Below are 19,495 nucleotides of genomic sequence, written 5' to 3'. Positions count from 1 at the left end.
CAGCCAGGAGTTTCGTGAATAACCGCAATAGTTCAGCCCTTACGCACAGCGTCCGGGATCTCGAACACCGTCCGGGGACCATGCGAAACCTGGAGATTGAGGTTCCCGCGCCAAAGGACTTTGGCACGGAGGTCATAGGTTCGCCAGAAGGCGCGCCCATGGATCTGCAGCTTCGACTCGAATCCGTGCACGACGGTATTCTGGTATCCGGAACCGTCATAGTCAGTATTCACGGTGAGTGCAGCAGATGTCTCGATCCGATTGACTATGATTTACCGGTCGACGTACAAGAACTTTTCGTGTTCGATGCCTCTCCCGAAGGTGACGAGGACATCGAGGACGAGCAAGTGTATGAAGTGCGGGACGAGGAAATCGATCTCGAACCCATGCTTCGGGACGCAGTGATCATTCAGCTGCCGTTCCAACCGGTGTGCCGGGCTGACTGCCCGGGTCTGTGTGCCCAGTGCGGTGCGCGACTCGAGAAAGACCCGGATCACCACCACGAAGTGCTTGACCCACGTTGGTCCGCTCTGGAAGGGCTGTTGAGCAGCACTGACCAGGGTTCTGACACTTCGGACCAGACAACCGAGACGAGAGAAGAGAGATAGCCGTGGCTGTTCCCAAGCGGAAACTTTCCCGTGCGAATACCCGGATGCGCCGCTCCCAGTGGAAGGCTAACGCCCCCAAACTGGTGAAGACTGTCGAAAACGGCAAGGTGAGCTACAGCCTGCCGCACCAGGCTAAGGTCGTTTCCGATTCCGCCGGTACCCCCTTGTTCTACGAATACAAGGGACGCAAGGTAGCTGACGCGTAAGCGTGACTACCATGCCGGATCCCGGTGCATTGCTTGAGCGTCTCGGTGTCGATATCGACACCGAGACGCTTCGCATTGCGCTGACACATCGCTCCTACGCGTACGAACACGAGGGCGAGAAGCACAACGAACGTCTCGAGTTCCTGGGGGACGCGGTCCTTCAGCTGGCTGTGACGGACGAAATCTTTCACCGCTACGGCGACTGGAGTGAGAGCCAACTGGCCAAACTCCGTGCCTCCGTGGTTTCCTCACGCACTCTCGCGGACATTGCACGGTCCCTGGACCTCGGTCCGCACATTCGCCTGGGCAAGGGGGAGATCCGAACTCGGGGCAGTGAAAAGCCCTCGATCCTCGCGGACACCATGGAAGCCCTGATCGGTGCCACTTACGAGTCCGCCGGTGACAAACCAGCCCGGAACTTGGTGCTCCGCCTCATCATTCCGCTACTCGAAGACTCCCACGTGCTCCATGAGGGCCGTGACTGGAAGACCGAGATCAGCGAGCTCGCCGCCCACCACGGGCTGGGCCCCGTCCGCTACGACGTCGCTGGCACCGGTCCCGATCACGCGCGCCACTTCGAGGCGTCGGTGTCCCTGAACGGCAAGGTCATGGGCCACGGCGAAGGTACCTCTAAGAAGGCCTCCGAACGCTCGGCCGCTGCTGCGGCTTGCCAGGCCATCTACGACCGTTACGGACGCAAGGCCTAAGAACGTGCCCGAACTTCCCGAGGTCGAAGTAGTACGACGCGGCGTGGCCAACTGGGTGGTCGGCCGCACCATCGAACACGTCACCGTCAACGATGAGCGCTCCCTGCGCCGTCATGTGGCCGGGCCCCAGGACTTCATGGACCGGGTGACCGGTCTGACCGTCACGGACGCCCAGCGCCGCGGAAAATTCCTGTGGCTGCCAGTTAGAACTTCTGACGAAACCGAAGCGTCCCGAGCGCTGCTCGTGCATCTGGGGATGAGCGGTCAGCTCTTGGTGGCATCCAACGGCCAGCCCGCACCCCGCCACGAGCGGTTGCGCTTCGAACTGTCTTCGGCTGTGTCCGACGAGACGGGGGAATCTCTGCCGGAGCAGCTACGCTTCGTGGATCAGCGTATCTTCGGCGGCATGCTCCTCGACCCGCTGGTGCCCAGCCCACAGGGCGGGGACCCAGTGCCCGAACATGCTGCCCACATCGCGCTGGACCCCTTGGACCCCGCCTTCGATCCAGCTGTCTTCCACGCTTCTCTGCGGCGCAAGAAGACCGGTATCAAGCGCGCCCTGCTGGACCAGGGACTGATCTCCGGGATCGGCAATATCTACGCGGACGAAACCCTGTGGGCGGCTCAGGTGCACTGGGCTACCCGCACGGAGACTATTAGCGCTGCCACAACCGAGCGGCTGGTCCAGGCGTGCAAGGACGTGATGCGTCGCGCCCTGGACGCGGGCGGGACGAGTTTTGATTCTCTCTACGTCAACGTGAACGGTGAGTCCGGGTACTTCGCTCGCTCACTGAATGCCTACGGGCGGGCGGGGGAACCGTGCGACAGGTGTGGCGCGCCCATCGAGCGGGTCAAGTTCATGAACAGGTCGAGTTACTTCTGCCCGGAGTGCCAGCGTCAACAATAGTTGAAGGTGGTATGAAAAAAGTGTGACGATAGTGCTCGCCATAACGTTCAGATAAGCCTGTTAGGCTCGCCATAGCGAAGGGGTGGCCACCATGAACGGATATCGGATCGAACGCGAGTTGACCGAGTTCGGACAGCATGTGCGTGGCTGGCGCATGGTGCTCGGTCTTACCGCGCAGCAGGTCGCCGAGCGCGCCGGAATAACACGGGACACCCTGCGGAAGATCGAGGCCGGAGACCCCGGTGTGGGATTCGGCAATGTTGCACAGGTGCTGCGCGCCCTCGGTGTTCTCGATCAGGTCGTCAATGCCATCGACCCGCTCGGCAGTGACATTGGTCGTCTGCGCGCCGGCAACCTATCGAAGAAGCGTGCACGATGACCACCGTCGAGGTTTTTATGGACCGAGAGGGGGACCCGATCCTGGTGGGGCAGGCGCACTTCACTCGACACCGCAGTCAGATTTCCACAACGTTCCTCTATGATCCGACGTATTTGGTCCATGGCGGGACCAGTATCGACCCCGCGCTGCCCCTTGTCTCTGGGCCCAACATCAGGTCGGTCTCGTGCGGGCCTTTGCCGATAGCGCACCCGATCGCTGGGGTAGGAATCTCATCGAGAAGGCGGAGCGCGTTCGTGCCCGCAGGGAGCACCGATCGCTGCGCAGGCTGGACGATTTGGACTTCCTCCTGGGGGTCAGCGACGACACCCGCCAGGGTGCCCTGCGGTACCGGATTGACGGCGACGGATCATTTGTCGGTGAGCCGTCGCGCGTTCCTCAACTGATCGCCCTCCCAGAGCTGCTGAGTGCCTCTGACCGGCTCTCATCGGAGGACGATCCCAGTGCGGCGGTGAAGCAACTGCTCGAGACCGGTACAACCGGCTTGGGAGGCGCACGGCCCAAGGCATCCGTGCGTCTCGAAGACGGTGCGCTGGCTATTGCCAAATTTCCTCACTCAAGTGACCGGTGGGATATGATGGCCTGGGAAATGACAGCGCTCGATTTGTTGGAAGCCGTCGGAATTCGAACGCCCGCTCGGCGTCTGACTGCGGTGGGGGATCGAAACGTGCTTATTCTGCGTCGGTTCGACCGCACTGACCATGGGCACAGGATTGGGTACATCAGTGCCATGACGGCACTTGGTGCCAATGACGGCGATCATCGCGATTACGCAGAGATCGCCGAGGCCATCCGAGATCTTTCACTCTCCCCGAGGAGTGACCACCGAGAGCTCTTCGACCGCGTCGTTGCATCGGTTGTTCTGGTCAACACGGACGATCATCTCCGCAACCACGGTTTTCTTGCCGATCACGGGTCTTGGACGCTCAGCCCCGCCTTCGACGTGAACCCTAACCCTGACCCGTGGCGGCCACGCGCAACGTCGATCATGGGGGCCGAGGCGCTCACCAATGAAGCCGATGCATTGCTACCGCTGGCCGAAGAGTGTGGCATACGCGTTCACCAGGCCCGGGAGCGGATTAGAAGTATGTTGTTGGTGATGACCGACTGGCGCGATGTTGCACGTAGGCATGACATTCGCGAGCAGGAAATCGGAACAATGGAAGAGTCTATCGACTCGCGCATCGCCGCGGTGTCTGCGGCGATGCGCTGAGCCTGACTACAGGGCTGGATCCGGGGGTCCCGCCTGACGCTGGCCCTGGGGCCGCTCAACCAGCCCCGGTCTATTCCGAACGAACGTTTTGCAAATCGTTCATCGTATCGCTGCGACCGCTGCCGGCGGCGTCCGCGGCGCGCTCGGCCCTGACGCGCTGATCGTCGGCAACCTCCAGGACCCGTTCCGCCGCCACCGAGCCGGTGTTGCGTTCCGGGCGCGGGTGGTCCTTGTAATGCTGGGACAGACGCTGCATGCCGTCGTCCAGGCTCACGGACGGCTTCCAATTGAGCAGCTCGTGAGTCTCCTTCTGATCGAACCAGTGCGCGGTAGACATCTGCTCGGCCAGGAATTCGGTCATGGGCGGCTCGGAATCGTGTCCGCGCAGCTTGGCCGGAATGTGGGGCCAGACCTTCTCGATGACCTTGCCCGCGACACGGGCGACCTTGCCGGGAACGGAGCGCGTGGGGGCATCCACTCCGGCGGCGGCGCACATGCGCGCGACCAGCTCACCCACGGGGCGGGGCTCACCGTTGGTCACCACAATGGCCTTGCCGTGGGTGAAGTCGATGCGCTCCAGGCAACGAGCAATCGCCTCGGAAGCGTTGTCGATGTAGGTCGTGTCGATCATGGCCGCACCGTGATCCAAGTTGGGCAGTCGACCAGCGGCTGCACGGTCCACGATCCGCTCCACGAGCTGGGTGTCACCCGGTCCCCACACGATGTGCGGGCGAATGGCTGCGACGCGCAGGCCGCGGCCATCGGTTTCAAGGGCGAGCAGCTCGGCGGCCGCCTTGGATCGGGCATAGTTGCCGCGGGCGGTGCGAGGGTTGGCGGGCTCCGCGCCCACACCCTCGATCGAGGTGCCGGCGTGCGCCACGGACGGCGAGGAGACGAACACGACGTTCTGCACGCCGAGTTCCTGCGCGACGGTCAGCAGCACGCGGGTGCCCGTGATGTTCACGTGCACGAAGTCTTCCCAGTCACCGGCGAACGAGACCTTGGCGGCCAGGTGCACCACGTCGTCCACGCCTTCGAGGGCCTTGGCCACGGCGTCAGGGTCGGTCACGGAGCCAAGTACCTCGTCCACGCCCTCGCGATTGGCCACGGCGGCGTGTCCGCGCTGGAACACGCGCACGCGCCAGCCCTTTTCGAGCAGGGTGCGAGCAACCTCGCCGCCCAGCATGCCGGAAGCACCGGTCACCAGAACGGTGCGGCCCTTGCCGGTCAGTTCGCCTTCGGTCGCGGTGGAGCCGATCTCGTCGCGGCGGGACGTGTTCGTCGATCCCGGGCCCGACGACGTCGCTGTCGTCGCCTTGGTCTCGCGGTCGCCCGTGACGTCCGCGGGGGTGTCCGCGCGGTGGCGGCCGGTGCGGGATACGGGGTCGGGGGTGATGTCTGGGGATTTGCTCACAGTGCGCTCATCTTTCCGCCGGAAAGTACGCGCTCAGCCCACTGGCTCAACGCGGCCCGATCAATCTTGGAATTGTGTCGGATATCGGTGGGGTGTTCGGGAATCACCATAACCGCGCTCGGGCGGATTCCGGTGGCGAATTCCACTGTGGATCGCACCCGATCCGCGAGGTCAGCCGGGGCAAGACCTGGTTTCTGGGGTGCGGGGTCGGTTTCGATCACGGCCACGGTGGTCTGCGAACCCTGCGGGCCCACTCCGACCAGTGCCGTGCGGCCCACACCCGGAACCGATTCGGCCGCGTGTTCGGCGGCCACCGGGGTGACCGGTCCGCGGGAGGTGTTGATCACGTGTGCCAGACGGCCCTCGACCCACAAACGTTCTTTGGCGTCGAAATGTCCGACGTCCCCGGTGCGGTGCCAGCCGGGTGTCTGGTCCGAGACTCGCTCGGTGATCCACAGCCGGTCGTAGTGATCCTTGGCGTGGGGAGCCCGGGCCACGATCTCACCGGTCACACCCGGTTCCGTGGTGATCTCTTCGGTCACATCACCGGCCGCGTTGAGCGGTAGGACGCCCAACTGAGCACCGTGCACGGGAGTACCCACGCACACACCGTTACCGGCACCGGGGAGGCTCATTTGGGCGTCCTCCCGTGCGGCTCGGATGACATCCAGGCTGACATCGGTGAGCGGCAGGGCCTCGGTCATACCGTACGGCGTGTGCAACTCGGCGGCGGGGAGCAATGTCTGGAGGCGCTCCAACAGTGCCTCCGGAATCGGGGCGCCGGCCGAGAGCATCAAGTTCACGCGGGACAGCGCATCGCGCTGCGCCGGCGCGAGTTCATCCGCCGTGGCCAGCACGTTGGAGATGGCCGCCGGTGAAGCGAAGATCGCGGTGGCGTCGATGGCCATGACGGCTTCGGCCAGTGCGCGTGCCGTGAGCGTCTTGGGCTGGGTCACGTCCATGTCCGGGGTGACCGAAGCGGCTCCCAGTGCGGGGCCCAGCAACGCGAACGGAGCGAATCCAGCCACTAGACCGGTCCCGGCCCGCAGCCCGTAGGTCACGCGAATGGCGTCGCGCATGCCCGCCATCTGACGGTGGGTGTACACCACACCCTTGGCGGGACCGGTGGAACCGGAAGTGAACAGCACGGCGGCCTCTGCATCGGGATCCACGAGCGGCAGTTCGCCGGTGTTCACGGTGGTGACAGAGTCCAAGAGTTCCGGAATGGTGTGCTCGACTCCTAGTGCTTTCTTGGTCACGGGGTCCAGGTTCGCGGCGGAGATCTTGCGTCCGGGCCAGCCGAGGGCCTTGGCTCCGACCAGGGCCTTGCGGATACCGATGAACCAGTCCGGGGAGGAACCCTTGAGCGCGCGGGTCAGACCCTTGCGTCCAAGCCCCTGGTCCGCGACCACGATGACGGCACCGATGCGCAGACACGAGTAGATCAGGGTGGTCAGCAGCGAACCCGGGGGAACCATGAGGTTCACACGATCACCGGGGCGCACACCGGTGCGCAACAGGGCGGCACCCAAGCGGTCGACCGCGGAGCTCAATTGCGCCCAGGACACCGTGCGTTCCACGTTCAGCTCGGGAGCGGTGCCGTCCACGGTTCCCGCAACGGGTCCCATGTCCACCACGGCTGGGGAATCGTCGCTGCGCCGGGCCTCGAGCTCGGCGAAGAACGGGGAGAAGTTGTCGGACGCATTCGCGCGCTTTTCGCGGTGCTGCTGGGTGATCGGGAGACCATCGCCGAAGTGCTCGTTGAGCCACGTGATGATGGGCGTTGCGATGTCGCGGGATTCACCGACCAGGTGCTTGGCACCCTCGAATCGGTGCACGTCCGCGTGGGGAGCTCGACGCAACAGGTCGTCCAGGTAGCGCTGCTGGAATACCGGGTCATTGGTGCCCCACAAAAGCAGCGTGGGAACCTCGCGCGCACTCATGCGACCGGCAATGCGCTCGTAGGCCGCGTGTGAGGGGTGATCCTCCGGTGCGGGGATATCCGCCACGAAATTGGCAATGGCCTGGCGGCGCTCGCGGGAACGGTACGGAGCTTTGAAAGCCTTCTTGACGTCGCTGCTCGGAGCGGGTTCGGCCAAGGCGAGCGTGGTGTCCAGGAAGGCGGTGGTCTGCTTGGTGAGCGGTTCATGCAACGCGGAGTTGAGGGCCACCTGCAGGGCGGTGGGGATGGGCTCCGAGTTGTCGTGGTGAACCGCGGTGTTGGTCAGGATGGTGGCCGCGTGGATGCCCGGATGTTCCTGCGCCCACCCCTGGGAAATCAATCCGCCCCAGTCGTGAGCCAGGGTGACCACGGGGACGTCCGCGGAATCAACGCCGAGTTCGGCGGTGAGGTCGCTCAGGTCCTGGACCCGGTCCTCCAAACGGCGGAACAACCCGGTGCGTTCGGAGAAACCCATGTCCAACTGGTCCACGGCAATTACGCGCCACGGCTGGTCGGAATCGGTCGCGGCTTCAAGCACGCTGCGCCACAGGTAGGACCACGTGGGATTACCGTGCACCGCCAGGATGATGCCGCGCGGAGACTTTGCGGCCTTCTCCAGGACGGGACCGTTATCCAACAGGTGCCAGCGGCGCTTGCGACCGGGCACGGGTTCCACGGCCGCGGTGGAAGCAACCGTGACGGTGGTGGACCATGCCGGATCGACACCCGGAAGGGACACGTCACTCATTGGCAAACGAGGGCCGGTCTGGATCGATCGAGAGGTTTTCTTGCTCACGGTTGAACTCCACTTTCTCTCAGGCGTTTACCAGGCCAATTCCATCAGGGTCGTGTTCAGACCGGACCCCACACCCAAACACAGCACACGGTCACCGCGCTGCAATTTCTCGGCTTCGAGAGCCAGGGTCATGGGCAGAGCGGCCGCCGCAACGTTGCCCCAGTAAGGGAACGTCAACGGCACACGATCGGGGTCGAGTCCCATGTCCGCAATGAGCTTGTTGGTGTGCGAATTGGACACCTGGTGGGTCACGTAGCTGTCCATGTTGAGCCAGTCCCAGCCGTCCCGTTCGGCTTCCTGCATGGCCGCGACCACGAGGCCCACACCGTGGTTGAGCAGCCCGGTGGCGTTGGTGAACATACCCTCGTCACCGCCGATGCACAGTTCGTGGAACTGGGTTCCGGCGCGCGTCACGGAGCCCACGATGCGGTGGGCGTCCGGGTGCTTGTCGGCCGGCCCCACCACGGCAGCGGCAGCACCGGAGCCCAGTGTCAGGGTGGCAAATTCCTCCACGACCTGCTCGCGGGTGATGCCGGGCTTCTTCAAACGCTCGATGGCTGCGCGGTGCCAGGGGGAGGGATCCTCACCATTGACGATCAAGGCGTACTCGATGGCTCCGGAGTCGATCATCGACGAGGCCACGGTCAGCGCATTGATGAAGCCCAGGCACGCGTTGGTGATGTCGAAGTTCAAAGCGGAGCTGGGCATGCCGAGCCGATGGTGAATGCCCACGGCCACGGCGGGTTCAAAATTGTCCCGGGTCACGGACGAGTTGATGAACAACCCGATCTGTTCGGGCTTGATACCGGACTGTTCCAGCGCTGCCTGCCCGGCTTCGGTGGCGCCGTCCGAGAAGTGGCGGCCCGGGGCCCACATGCGACGTTCTTGAATTCCAGCCAGGCGTTCGAGGAGTCCGCGCGGCAAGCGCAGGCGCTTGAACGTATCGGCGAGCTCATCATCGAACCGCGTTGAGGGGACCACCTCGTCTGCTTCCACCTTGGTAATGGACAGCACGGCTGCATTGCGGTTTCTAATGGTTGAGTTTCCGATCAACGTGGCGCTTTCGAGACAGGGCTCTCCCTGCGCCGTGACGAACCGAAAGGTGATTCATCGCCGTGGGCGCTCGAGCGAGCAGGCGGGCTGGACCGACTTAGTCTATCGACCAGGTTGAACCTTGCAGCCAGCGGTTCTCGGCCGTTTCTCTGCAGGCTGACTATTGACGAGTCCCAGAACCGCAGGCCCGCACGGGTACAGTGGTGTGGTTGCGCGGGCCCGCTCACCCCCGGACGAGGGCCGCGCGGTGGTGAACATCTCACGCTAGGAGCCGTAAACGTGCACTTGAAGACCCTCACCGTGCGCGGTTTCAAGTCTTTCGCTTCGGCAACCACCTTTAATTTCGAGCCCGGTGTGACCGCGGTGGTGGGCCCCAACGGCTCCGGCAAATCCAACGTGGTGGACGCACTCTCGTGGGTCATGGGCGAGCAGGGAGCCAAGTCACTGCGCGGCGGCAAGATGGAAGACGTCATCTTCGCCGGGACCTCGGGTCGTTCCGCACTCGGGCGCGCACACGTATCGCTGACCATCGACAACGCCGACGGCGCCCTGCCGATCGAATACAGCGAAGTCACCATTTCTCGCACGCTCTTCAGGACGGGCGGTTCCGAATACGCAATCAACGGCCGCTCGTGCCGCCTGCTGGACATCCAGGAACTACTCTCCGACTCGGGTCTGGGCCGCGAGATGCATGTGATCGTGGGGCAGGGTCAGCTGGACCGGATCCTGCAGGCCACTCCCGAGGACCGCCGAGGCTTCATTGAAGAAGCCTCGGGCATTCTGAAACACCGCCGCCGCAAGGAGAAGACGCTCCGCAAACTCGATTCCCTGCAGTCCAATTTGGACCGCCTGGAGGACCTGGTGGGGGAGATCCAGCGGCAGTTGACGCCCCTCGGACGGCAGGCACGCACCGCGCGCAAGGCCCAGCGCATCCAGTACGACGTGCGCGACGCCAAATCCCGTTTGCTCGCCGATGACGTGGTGCAGGCTCGCGCCGCGCTACAGACCGACAGTGCTTCCAGCGAGAGGACGCGAACCGAAAAGCAACGCCTGGAACAACTGGTGGACCAGATTGCGGCACGCTTGCAGGAGACCGAGGCCCAGGCCGCCCGCACGGCTCCAGTCCTCAATGCCGCCCGCTCGAGCTGGTATGAACTCAGTACCGTGCGTGATCAGTTCCGTGCGCTGTCCTCGCTGGCGGGGGAGCGGCGTCGGCTCCTGGGGTCCGCCGAACCGGAACAGGACACGGGCAAGGACGCGAATCGGCTGGAGGAACAGGCCGAGCGCAGCCGGGCTGAAGCCGCCGGGCTCGAAGAACGCGTTGTCGAATCCCGGGAGCACCTGGCGTCGGTGGAGACCGCCCGGCAGGAGGCCGAGGAGGTTGCACGGGCCGCCGAGCAGCGCACCGCTCAACTTGTGCGCGAGGCCGCAGACCGCCGCGCTGGGCAAGCCAAGTTGGCCGCCGCAGTGTCATCGGCGCGGTCCGGTTTGTCCTCCGCGGAAGCCGACATCGAGCGGCTGCGCGTTGAAATCAACGATGTCATTACCCGCTCCGAAGGCGCTCGCGGCGAGCACGCCCAACTCCACGAACGAGCCGAAACACTCCGCGCGGCCGCCGCGCGCAGTGCGGAACTCGCGGAACAGGCCCGCGAGAACGCCGATCAGGCGGAAACAGCGGCTCGCCAGGCCGAGGCCGAACGCCAGCGCGTGCTGCGCGAACACCATTCCGTGACCGTTCGCTTGGACACCCTGCAGCAGTCGATGCCGCAACCCGACGGTTCGCAGGCCGTCTCGGCGAGCCACGGAGATTCCGTGCTGGGTGCGGTCTCGGACGCGGTGCGCGTGGCCGAAGGCTGGGAACGTGCGGTGGGCGCCGCGTTGGGGCCGTGGTCCGAGGCGCTCGCGGTCCGTTCCCACACCCGTGCTGCGGACATCTTTTCCTCCCTGCGCTCCGAGGACCTCGGTCGCGTCAATGTCCTGGTCGCCTCCGGGGCCGACGGCGCTGGGGAGCCGACCGCATTGAACCTGCCTGACGGGGCGGTGCGGGCGGTCGAGGTGCTCTCCGGATCGCCTGACACCTCGACCGATTCTGCGGCGCAAGCCATTCTCACCGCGGTGCGCGGATTGCTCGCCACCACGATCCTGGTTCCCGACGCCGCCGCGGCCGTCGCCGTGTTGGACGCGGCCTCGGAGGCGGGGACCACCGGCATTCGAGCGGTCACCACCAACGGTGACGTCTTCGGCGCTCATCGGGCCCAGGGCGGTGCCGCGGAGGCAGCCGGCAGTCTGGAGATTCACGCGCAGATCGACAAGGCCCGCACGGAATCCGCGCGCTGGTCACGTGAACTGGACACCGTCTCGGCCGCGGCGAAGGATGCCGAAGCCCTGCGGGTAGAGGCAACCACGAAGGCTCGCGAGGCCGGTGGCGTGGCACGTGATCAGCAGAAGGCCGCCTCGGAGGCCGCGAATGCGTTGAGCCGTGCTGAAGCTGTCTTGGCGTCCGCGGATGCGGAACTGCAGCGCCGTCGTGAGGCCGTGGCAACCGCGGAGCAGCGGCTGGGTGAGCGCGAGGCGCAACTTCAGGACGCGGTGGCCCGCGCCGAGGCCGTGGAGAGCGGCGACGAGGAAACCCTCGAGCGAGATCAGTTGGAAGCGGCGTCGGCGAAGGACCGTGCCGAGCGCGCGGCCCGTGAAGCGCGCGAAACCGAGACCCAAGCCCGACTGGCCCTGCGCGGGTTGGAAGAACAACACCGATCGGTCCAGTCCCGGGCCCAGTCTCAGGCGCGCGCCGCTCAGGCAGAGCGGGTGGCCCAGGCCGAAGCCGCGCGGCGCGCCGAACGACGCCGCGTACAGGCCAGCATCGCGCAGGCCGTGGCCCAAGCCGCCGATTACCTGCGGCTGCGTGCGGAGGAGTCCGTGACCGAGGCCGCCCGAATCCGGGACGCCGCGGACACCGAACGAGCCGGTCTGGACGAGGCCGCAGGACGGCTGCGCGCCGAACGGGACGAACTGGCCAAACAGCTCAACGCGGTCACCGAGCAACTGCACCGCGAGGAGCTCGACCTGGCCCAGCGGCAGGCCAAGCTGGAGGCACTCGAGAAGGCCTCGCTCGAAGAACTCGGCATGACGCCCGACTATTTGGTGGACCGTTTCGGACCCCACTTGCCCGTGCCGGACGCCGATGCCGTATTGGAGGCCGCACAGGAGGCCGAGGAACGCGACGAGGCCCAGGACGTGGATCGCATGCCGACCATGACTGACCCGGGTGCACCGTTCCGGCGTGACGAGCAGGAGACCCGGCTGCGGCGGGCGGAGAAGCAGCTCAAGGCACTGGGCAAGGTCAACCCGCTGGCGCTCGAAGAATTCGCGGCGCTGGAGGAACGCCACAGCTTCCTGGTCGAGCAGCTCGAGGACGTCAAGAACTCCCGCGCGGATCTGCGCAACATCATTCGGCAGGTCGACGAACACGTGGAACGCGTGTTCACCGAGGCCTACCAGGACACTGCAGAGCAGTTCGTGCAGGTCTTCGCGACCCTGTTCCCCGGAGGCGAGGGGCGGCTGCGACTCACGGACCCGGACGACATGCTCACCACCGGTGTGGACGTGGAGGCGCGACCAGCGGGCAAGAAGATCAAGCGGTTGTCGCTGCTGTCCGGTGGCGAGCGCTCGCTGACCGCGTTGGCGTTGCTCGTGGCCATTTTCAAGGCCCGGCCCTCACCGTTCTACGTGATGGACGAGGTCGAGGCCGCGTTGGACGACCGCAACCTTGGACGCTTGCTGACCATCTTCCAGCAGCTCCAGGAGAGTTCGCAGCTGATCATCGTGACGCACCAGAAGCGCACCATGGAGATCGCGGACGCACTTTACGGTGTGTCGATGCGCGGGGACGGCGTCAGTCTGGTCGTGGGGCAGAAGCTCGCGGAACTGCGCTGAGACAAGTCCCCGCTGGCCTGGGCCCGGCTGGATTGAGTCCGTTTGATCTCGACCGGGAGAACGCCCGGCTGATCTCGACCAGGAGACCGCGAGCCCGGTGCCCCTGAGCCTGGTTGACCTGGACCAGGAGGATCAGGGCCAGACCACCGCGGGCCAGGCTGCCCCGAATCAGGCGGCCTGTTTATTGTTCTCAGGATTCTCTTCCGGGGGCATGGTCTCTTTGGCGGGCAACCACGCGAGCGCAGCCAGGAGCATGAGCCCACCGGAGACACCGAAGGCCCACCCGAACCCGGCGGCGTCTGCCAACGCCCCGGCCAGGATGGGGCCCAGGATCTGACCGGCGTCCGCGCTCATCTGGTAGCGCGAGAGCACCTTGCCACCGGCCCGCTCGGGGCCGATCACGTCCGCGACCGCTGCCTGCTGGCCGGGGTTGAGCGTGCCGGATCCCATCCCCGAGATCAGGGACAGGAGGACGAAAAGGGGCACGGATGACACCAGCCCCACGCCGATGGTCGCCAAGGCGCACACGACCAAGCCGATGAGAATCAGTGGCTTGCGCCCCAGTTTGTCGGTCAGTCGCCCGGTGAAAGTCAGGGCCAGGGCATTGCCGGCCGCGAACACGGCCAGCGCCAGACCGGCGACCTGCGGACCCTCGCCCACGAGCTGCACGGCCAGCAGCGGGATCAGCGCTACGCGCACACCGTAGGCGGTCCACCCCGTGGCGAAACTGGAGACCAGGGCGGAGCGATAGGCGCCGAACTCGAAGGCTTCACGGAATTTCATGGGCGGCTGCGGATTCTTCGCCTTGCGAGCGGCCAAGGTCTCGTCCTTGAGCCGGAAGTACACCACGGCGGAGGCAACCAGCAGGGCCACCGCGTAAATGATGAAGGGCGCCTGCATGCCGAATCCCGCGAGCAATCCGCCCACCACGGGACCCAGGATGCCACCGAGCAGGAAGGCTGTGGCGTAGTAACCGGAGATCCGACCGCGCATCCGCGGCGGTGCCAGGCGCACGATCAACCCCATGGCCGACACGGTGAACATGGTGGAACCCACACCACCCAGGCCGCGGAACAGCAGCAACTGCCAGTACGTTTCCGCGAACGCCGTGGCTGCCGAGGACACCGCCACGACCAACAGGCCGATCAAGTACGTGGGCCGTTCACCCAGTTTGTTCACGACCGCGCCACTGGCCGGTGCGAACAACAACCGGCACAGCGCGAAGGCACTCACCACGGCGGAGGCCGCGGCAACCCCCACCCCGAAGCTCGACGCGAACTGCGGCAGCACCGGAGCCACGATTCCGTAGCCGATCGCGATCACGAACGCCGCTGCGATCAACACTTTGATCTGCGGCGGCACCTTCTCCTTCGGAGCGCCCGAGCTGCCGCCCGAGGTATCGCCCGCTGCGTCCGCCGGGGGGACCGTTGGTTGTGGTCCCGTGGCGGGCAGATCGGAGGGATCGGTGGGCGTCGGATCTTCGTATGGGCGGGACACGTCGAACAGTTTATGGAACATTAGAAGGGTGACCACGACTCAATGGATTTGGATACTCGTTATAGCCGTCATAGCGGTGGCGCTCATGGTGATCTTCGGCACCATGCTGCTCCGCAAGCCCAAGGCTCCCAAGGGCGGCTACCAAACAACTCGGGACGTTGATGACATCCCACCGGCCGAAGGCGACGTGCTCGTCGAGGAGCGCCCGGGCACCACGATCGAACGGCCCGAGTCGGCGCTGGGCCGCCTGGCCCGATTGCGCGGCCGCCTCTCCAAATCGAACAACGTGCTGGGCAAGGGTCTGCTGGCCCTGTTGTCCCGCGAGCGCATTGATCAAGATGTTTGGGACGAGATCGAGGACACGCTGCTCATGGCGGACCTCGGTACGGACGCGTCCCTGGAACTGGTCGAGAACCTGCAGAAGCGCGTGCGCATCGAAGGCACTCAGGACCCTGCACACGTCAAGGCCATGCTGCGCGAAGAGCTGCTCAAGCTCGTGGATCCCACCATGGACCGCTCCATCAACTCGGTGGGCGCCCCGGGCAAGCCCGCGGTGGTTCTGGTCGTGGGAGTCAACGGGGTGGGCAAGACCACCACTGTGGGCAAGCTCGCTCGCGTTCTGGTGGCCGAGGACAAAGACGTGCTGTTAGGTGCAGCGGATACGTTCCGCGCAGCGGCTGCCGATCAGCTCGAGACCTGGGGCGCCCGGGTGGGCGTTGCCACGGTGCGTTCCGAACAGGAAGGCGCGGACCCGGCGTCGGTCGCCTTCGACGCGGTGCAGGCCGGTGTCGATCAGGAATCGGACGTGGTGCTCATCGACACCGCCGGTCGCCTGCAGAACAAGGCCGGTCTGATGGACCAGCTGGGCAAGATCAAGCGTGTGGTGACCAAGGCCGCCGAGGTGGACGAGGTCCTGCTCGTGATCGACGCGACCACCGGTCAGAACGGGATGACCCAGGCCAAGGTCTTCGCCGAGGCCGTGAACATCACCGGCATCGTGTTGACCAAGCTCGACGGCACCGCCAAGGGCGGCATCGTGGTCGCCATTCAGCGTGCGCTGGGCGTGCCGGTCAAGCTCATCGGCTTGGGCGAGGGTCCCGATGATCTCGCTCCCTTCGATGCCGAGCAGTTCGTGGACGCGCTGCTCGACTGAGGACGACGCCGCTGCGTTAGTTCTCGGCACCCGCCCCGTTTCGGGGTGGGCGCCTTTTCGTGCCCGCGCTTGTCACGCGGATGTTCGTTCGGGCGGCGCCGCGTAACCGCGGGAGTTTGAACCGTGATCTGTAACACGGTTGTCACGAACCGTGGACAAATGAAACACGTGCGAAACCAACCCTGAACCACAACCGAAACACGCGCGCTCTTTACTCATTACCAACGGACAACCGTTGTACGGAACTTTGAGATTGAGACGAGGTGAGCTCGCGTGGAATTAACGGCGGGACACGTGTGGACTTTGGTGGCGGCGGGGCTGGTGTTCTTCATGACACCGGGGCTCGCGCTTTTCTACGGAGGCATGACCCGGGCCAAGGGTGTGCTGAACATGATGATGATGAGCTTCATCTCCATTGCGATCGTGGCCGTGGTGTGGGTGTTGTGGGGAGCGTCCATGTCTTCCGGAGACGCGATCCTGGGCGGACTGGTGGCTGATCCCACCGCCAGCTTCGGCCTGAACGGCCTGGTCGGATCCGAAGACCTGCTGGGCAGTGCCTTCGGCATCACCTTCGCGATCATCACCGTGGCGCTGATCTCCGGTGCGATTGCCGACCGCACCAAGTTCGGCAGCTGGGTCGTGTTCACCCTGGTGTGGATCACCGCGGTGTACTTCCCCCTGTCCTTCATGGTGTGGGGCGGTGGCCTGTGGTCCGAGGGCGGCGCCCTGGCGGAGATGTTCGGCGAACCCATCGACTTCGCGGGTGGCTTGGTGGTGCACATCAACGCCGGCGTGGCAGCACTCGTGCTGATCCTGCTCATCGGGGCCCGCAAGGGCTTCGGCCAGGACTCCGGCCAGCGACCCCACAATCTGCCCCTGGTGATGCTGGGCGCGGCGATCCTGTGGTTCGGGTGGTTCGGCTTCAACGTGGGTGCGGCTGCAACCGCTGAACAAGCGGCGTTGATCTGGACCAACACCCTGGTCGCACCTGCTGCCGCCATGCTGACCTGGTTGCTGACCGAGAAGATTCGCGATGGTCACGCGACCTCCCTGGGCGCAGCCTCCGGCGTGGTGGCCGGTCTGGTGGCCATCACGCCCGCGTGCGCCAACGTCTCACCACTGGGTGCGATCGCGCTGGCCGCGGTGGCCGGTGTGCTGTCCGCGCTCGCGGTCGGCATGAAGTACAAGATCGGCTTGGACGACTCACTGGACGTGATCGGCGTACACCTGGTCTCGGGCATCGTCGGTACCGTGGCGCTCGGTTTCCTGGCGATTCCGTCCGAGGGCGAGGCCGGACTGTTCTACGGTGGCGGCTGGGCGCTCATGGGTGCCCAAGTGACCTCCACCGTGTTCGCTGTGCTCTACACGGGTGTGCTCACGCTGATCATCGGAATGCTCATCAAGGTCACGATGGGTCTGCGTATCTCCAGCCAGGACGAAGTGGACGGCATCGACGTCACCCAGCACGCGGAATCCGCGTACTCCCTCAAGGACGAAGCGACCGGCTACTTCGCCGGAACCTCCCCGGCGCGCCCCCTCCCGGGTACCGCTGAGGCCCCCGTCCACGCCAAGGAAGGATCTTCCCTGTGAAACTCATCACCGCCGTTGTACGGCCCGACAAGTTCAGCGACGTCAAGGACGCACTGGAGGCCTTCGGAATCCAAGGAATGACAGTGCTGACCGTGCACGGCTACGGCAGGCAGCGCGGCCACACCGAGGTCTACCGCGGAGCCGAGTACACCGTGGACCTGTTGGAGAAGGTGCGCATCGAAACACTCGTGGCGGACGACATCGCCGCGGACGTGGTCAACGTGATCGTCTCTTCCGCCCACTCCGGATCCGCCGGTGACGGCAAGGTGTGGGTCACCTCGGTGGACGAGATGGTGCGCGTGCGCACCGGCGAACGTGGGGAGTCCGCGCTCTAGCGGCGCGGCGGCGTCGACAACCGAAGAAGAGCGAACGCACCGCGGGGCAAGCAAGGAGCCCCGCGGTGCGTTCGCCTCGTTCCGGGGACCGGGCTCGGCTTGATAACCTGGGACACTGACCCCATCCGTTGACCGACGAAAGCAGCGACTGCCCCGTGTTCAACTCACTGTCCGACCGGCTTACAGCGACCTTCAAGAACCTGCGCGACAAGGGTAGGTTGTCCGAAGCGGATGTGGACGCCACCGTTCGGGAAATCCGGCGCGCCCTTCTCGAAGCGGACGTCGCCGTTCCCGTGGTCCGGGAATTCACGGCCATCATCAAGGAACGCGCTCTGGGTTCCGAGGTCTCCGAGGCGCTGAACCCCGGCCAGCAAGTGGTCAAGATCGTCAACGAGGAACTTCAGAACGTTCTGGGTGGCGAAACCCGTCGCATCAACCTGGCCAAATCCGGTCCCACCGTGATCATGCTGGCCGGTCTGCAGGGTGCCGGTAAGACCACCTTGGCGGGCAAGCTCGGTAAGTGGCTCACGGACCAGGGGCACAAGCCCGTTCTCGTGGCCTCTGACCTTCAGCGCCCCAACGCCGTGACCCAGCTCCAGGTGGTCGGTCAGCGCGCGGGCGTTCCGGTGTTCGCCCCCGAGCCCGGTGCCACCTCGGAATTCGACGACCCCACCGGTGATCCCGTGGCGGTTGCCCGCGACGGCGTGGCGCACGCGCGCGCCAAGCTCTACGACGTGGTCATCGTTGACACCGCCGGCCGCCTGGGCATCGATGAAGCCCTCATGCGCCAGGCCCGAGACATCCGCAACGCCGTGAACCCGGACGAAGTCCTTTTCGTCATCGACGCCATGGTCGGCCAGGACGCTGTCAACACCGCCAAGGCCTTCGACGACGGCGTGGACTTCACCGGCGTGGTGCTCTCCAAGCTCGACGGCGACGCCCGCGGCGGTGCCGCACTCTCCGTTCGCTCGGTCACGGGCAAGCCCATCATGTTCGCCTCCACGGGCGAGGGCGTGCGCGACTTCGAGCAGTTCCACCCGGACCGCATGGCCTCGCGCATCCTGGACATGGGTGACGTCCTCACGCTGATCGAGCAGGCAGAGAAGCAGTGGGACAAGACCGAGGCCGAGCGCATGGCCAAGAAGTTCACCGATCAGGAGGACTTCACCTTCGAGGACTTCCTCGCGCAAATGCAGCAGCTGCGCAAGATGGGCTCGATGAAGAAGATGCTGTCCATGATGCCCGGCGCAGCCGGTATGCGTGAGCAGCTCGAGAACTTCGACGAGCGCGAGATCGACCGTGTAGAAGCCATCGTGCGGTCCATGACCCCGCACGAGCGTGTGGCACCCAAGATCATCAACGGCTCACGCCGCGCCCGTATCGCCCGCGGTTCCGGCGTGTCCGTGTCCGAGGTCAACCAGCTCATGGAGCGTTTCGCCCAGGCACAGAAGATGATGAAGCGCCTGGCCCAGGGCAAGGGAGTTCCCGGTATGCCCGGGGGTATCCCCGGTATGGGTGGCGGCGCCGGAGGCGGCGCGGGTAAGAAGAGCAAGGCCAAGAAGAAGGGGGCCAAGGGCTCGCGTTCGGGTAACCCCGCCAAGCGCGCTCAGGAGAATGCCGCGATTGCCAGCGGTCAGAAGCCCGCGGCCAAGGGCAGTGCCTTTGGGGCACAGCAGGATCAGCCGGATCTGGAGTCCTTGAACCTTCCCAAGGGCTTTGAAAAATTCCTCAGAAAGTGAGTCGG

General features: G+C 65.2%; 15 protein-coding genes. 11 read left to right on the top strand and 4 right to left on the bottom strand.

What is annotated here, in order from left to right; genetic code table 11:
* Positions 1 to 14 precede the first annotated feature (14 nt).
* The 6 genes from CKW39_RS11710 to CKW39_RS11685 all read left to right on the top strand — a co-directional run bounded on the left by CKW39_RS11710 (position 15) and on the right by CKW39_RS11685 (position 4,038).
* Positions 15 to 608 (top strand): DUF177 domain-containing protein, encoded by a 594-nt coding sequence (locus CKW39_RS11710; RefSeq protein ID WP_095798284.1) that lies wholly within the window; start codon positions 15 to 17, stop codon positions 606 to 608.
* A 2-nt stretch (positions 609 to 610) separates the two neighbouring features.
* A complete protein-coding gene (rpmF, locus tag CKW39_RS11705) occupies positions 611 to 814 on the top strand; it encodes a 50S ribosomal protein L32 (RefSeq protein ID WP_031273047.1) in 204 nt (67 codons plus the stop codon).
* Between the two features lie 2 nt (positions 815 to 816).
* Positions 817 to 1,521: a ribonuclease III gene (gene rnc / locus CKW39_RS11700; RefSeq protein ID WP_095798283.1), complete on the top strand. Its 705-nt coding sequence runs from the start codon at positions 817 to 819 to the stop codon at positions 1,519 to 1,521.
* Between the two features lie 4 nt (positions 1,522 to 1,525).
* Positions 1,526 to 2,428, top strand: a complete 903-nt coding sequence (gene mutM, locus CKW39_RS11695) for a bifunctional DNA-formamidopyrimidine glycosylase/DNA-(apurinic or apyrimidinic site) lyase (protein WP_095798282.1) — start codon at positions 1,526 to 1,528, stop codon at positions 2,426 to 2,428.
* Between the two features lie 91 nt (positions 2,429 to 2,519).
* On the top strand, positions 2,520 to 2,807 hold the full coding sequence (locus CKW39_RS11690) for a helix-turn-helix domain-containing protein (RefSeq protein WP_031273046.1): 288 nt from the start codon (positions 2,520 to 2,522) through the stop codon (positions 2,805 to 2,807).
* Positions 2,808 to 2,991: 184 nt separating this feature from the next.
* Entirely contained in the window at positions 2,992 to 4,038 is a 1,047-nt protein-coding gene (locus CKW39_RS11685; protein WP_254049392.1) for a type II toxin-antitoxin system HipA family toxin, read from the top strand.
* Between the two features lie 70 nt (positions 4,039 to 4,108).
* Here the strand turns inward: CKW39_RS11685 and CKW39_RS11680 are convergent, their stop codons facing one another.
* The 3 genes from CKW39_RS11680 to CKW39_RS11670 form a co-directional block, all read right to left on the bottom strand.
* Positions 4,109 to 5,296 carry an NAD(P)-dependent oxidoreductase gene (locus CKW39_RS11680; RefSeq protein ID WP_256382231.1) on the bottom strand — a complete coding sequence of 396 codons (1,188 nt, stop codon included), beginning with the start codon at positions 5,294 to 5,296 and terminating at the stop codon, positions 4,109 to 4,111.
* A 152-nt stretch (positions 5,297 to 5,448) separates the two neighbouring features.
* On the bottom strand, positions 5,449 to 8,142 hold the full coding sequence (locus CKW39_RS11675) for an alpha/beta fold hydrolase (RefSeq protein WP_095798281.1): 2,694 nt from the start codon (positions 8,140 to 8,142) through the stop codon (positions 5,449 to 5,451).
* Between the two features lie 75 nt (positions 8,143 to 8,217).
* The gene (locus tag CKW39_RS11670) at positions 8,218 to 9,243 is read right to left on the bottom strand and encodes a 3-oxoacyl-ACP synthase III (protein WP_095798280.1); all 1,026 of its coding nucleotides are present in this window, start codon (positions 9,241 to 9,243) and stop codon (positions 8,218 to 8,220) included.
* Between the two features lie 279 nt (positions 9,244 to 9,522).
* Between CKW39_RS11670 and smc the strand changes: the two genes are divergently transcribed.
* Entirely contained in the window at positions 9,523 to 13,176 is a 3,654-nt protein-coding gene (gene smc / locus CKW39_RS11665; RefSeq protein ID WP_095798279.1) for a chromosome segregation protein SMC, read from the top strand.
* A gap of 168 nt (positions 13,177 to 13,344) precedes the next feature.
* Here smc and CKW39_RS11660 read toward each other — a convergent pair whose 3' ends face one another.
* Positions 13,345 to 14,673, bottom strand: a complete 1,329-nt coding sequence (locus tag CKW39_RS11660) for an MFS transporter (RefSeq protein WP_254049391.1) — start codon at positions 14,671 to 14,673, stop codon at positions 13,345 to 13,347.
* Positions 14,674 to 14,758: 85 nt separating this feature from the next.
* Between CKW39_RS11660 and ftsY the strand changes: the two genes are divergently transcribed.
* The 4 genes from ftsY (at position 14,759) to ffh (ending at position 19,490) form a co-directional block, all read left to right on the top strand.
* Positions 14,759 to 15,826 carry a signal recognition particle-docking protein FtsY gene (gene ftsY / locus CKW39_RS11655; protein WP_095798318.1) on the top strand — a complete coding sequence of 356 codons (1,068 nt, stop codon included), beginning with the start codon at positions 14,759 to 14,761 and terminating at the stop codon, positions 15,824 to 15,826.
* Positions 15,827 to 16,099: 273 nt separating this feature from the next.
* Positions 16,100 to 17,416: an ammonium transporter gene (locus tag CKW39_RS11650; RefSeq protein ID WP_095798277.1), complete on the top strand. Its 1,317-nt coding sequence runs from the start codon at positions 16,100 to 16,102 to the stop codon at positions 17,414 to 17,416.
* Positions 17,413 to 17,751, top strand: a complete 339-nt coding sequence (locus tag CKW39_RS11645) for a P-II family nitrogen regulator (RefSeq protein WP_095798276.1) — start codon at positions 17,413 to 17,415, stop codon at positions 17,749 to 17,751. Before CKW39_RS11650 ends, CKW39_RS11645 begins: the two co-directional genes overlap by 4 nt.
* A 155-nt stretch (positions 17,752 to 17,906) precedes the next feature.
* On the top strand, positions 17,907 to 19,490 hold the full coding sequence (gene ffh, locus CKW39_RS11640) for a signal recognition particle protein (protein WP_095798275.1): 1,584 nt from the start codon (positions 17,907 to 17,909) through the stop codon (positions 19,488 to 19,490).
* Positions 19,491 to 19,495: the final 5 nt, after the last annotated feature.

The sequence above is a fragment of the Kocuria sp. WRN011 genome, assembly GCF_002295155.1.
Lineage (GTDB): Bacteria > Actinomycetota > Actinomycetes > Actinomycetales > Micrococcaceae > Kocuria > Kocuria carniphila.
This window is presented reverse-complemented; position numbering and strand designations above follow the sequence as displayed.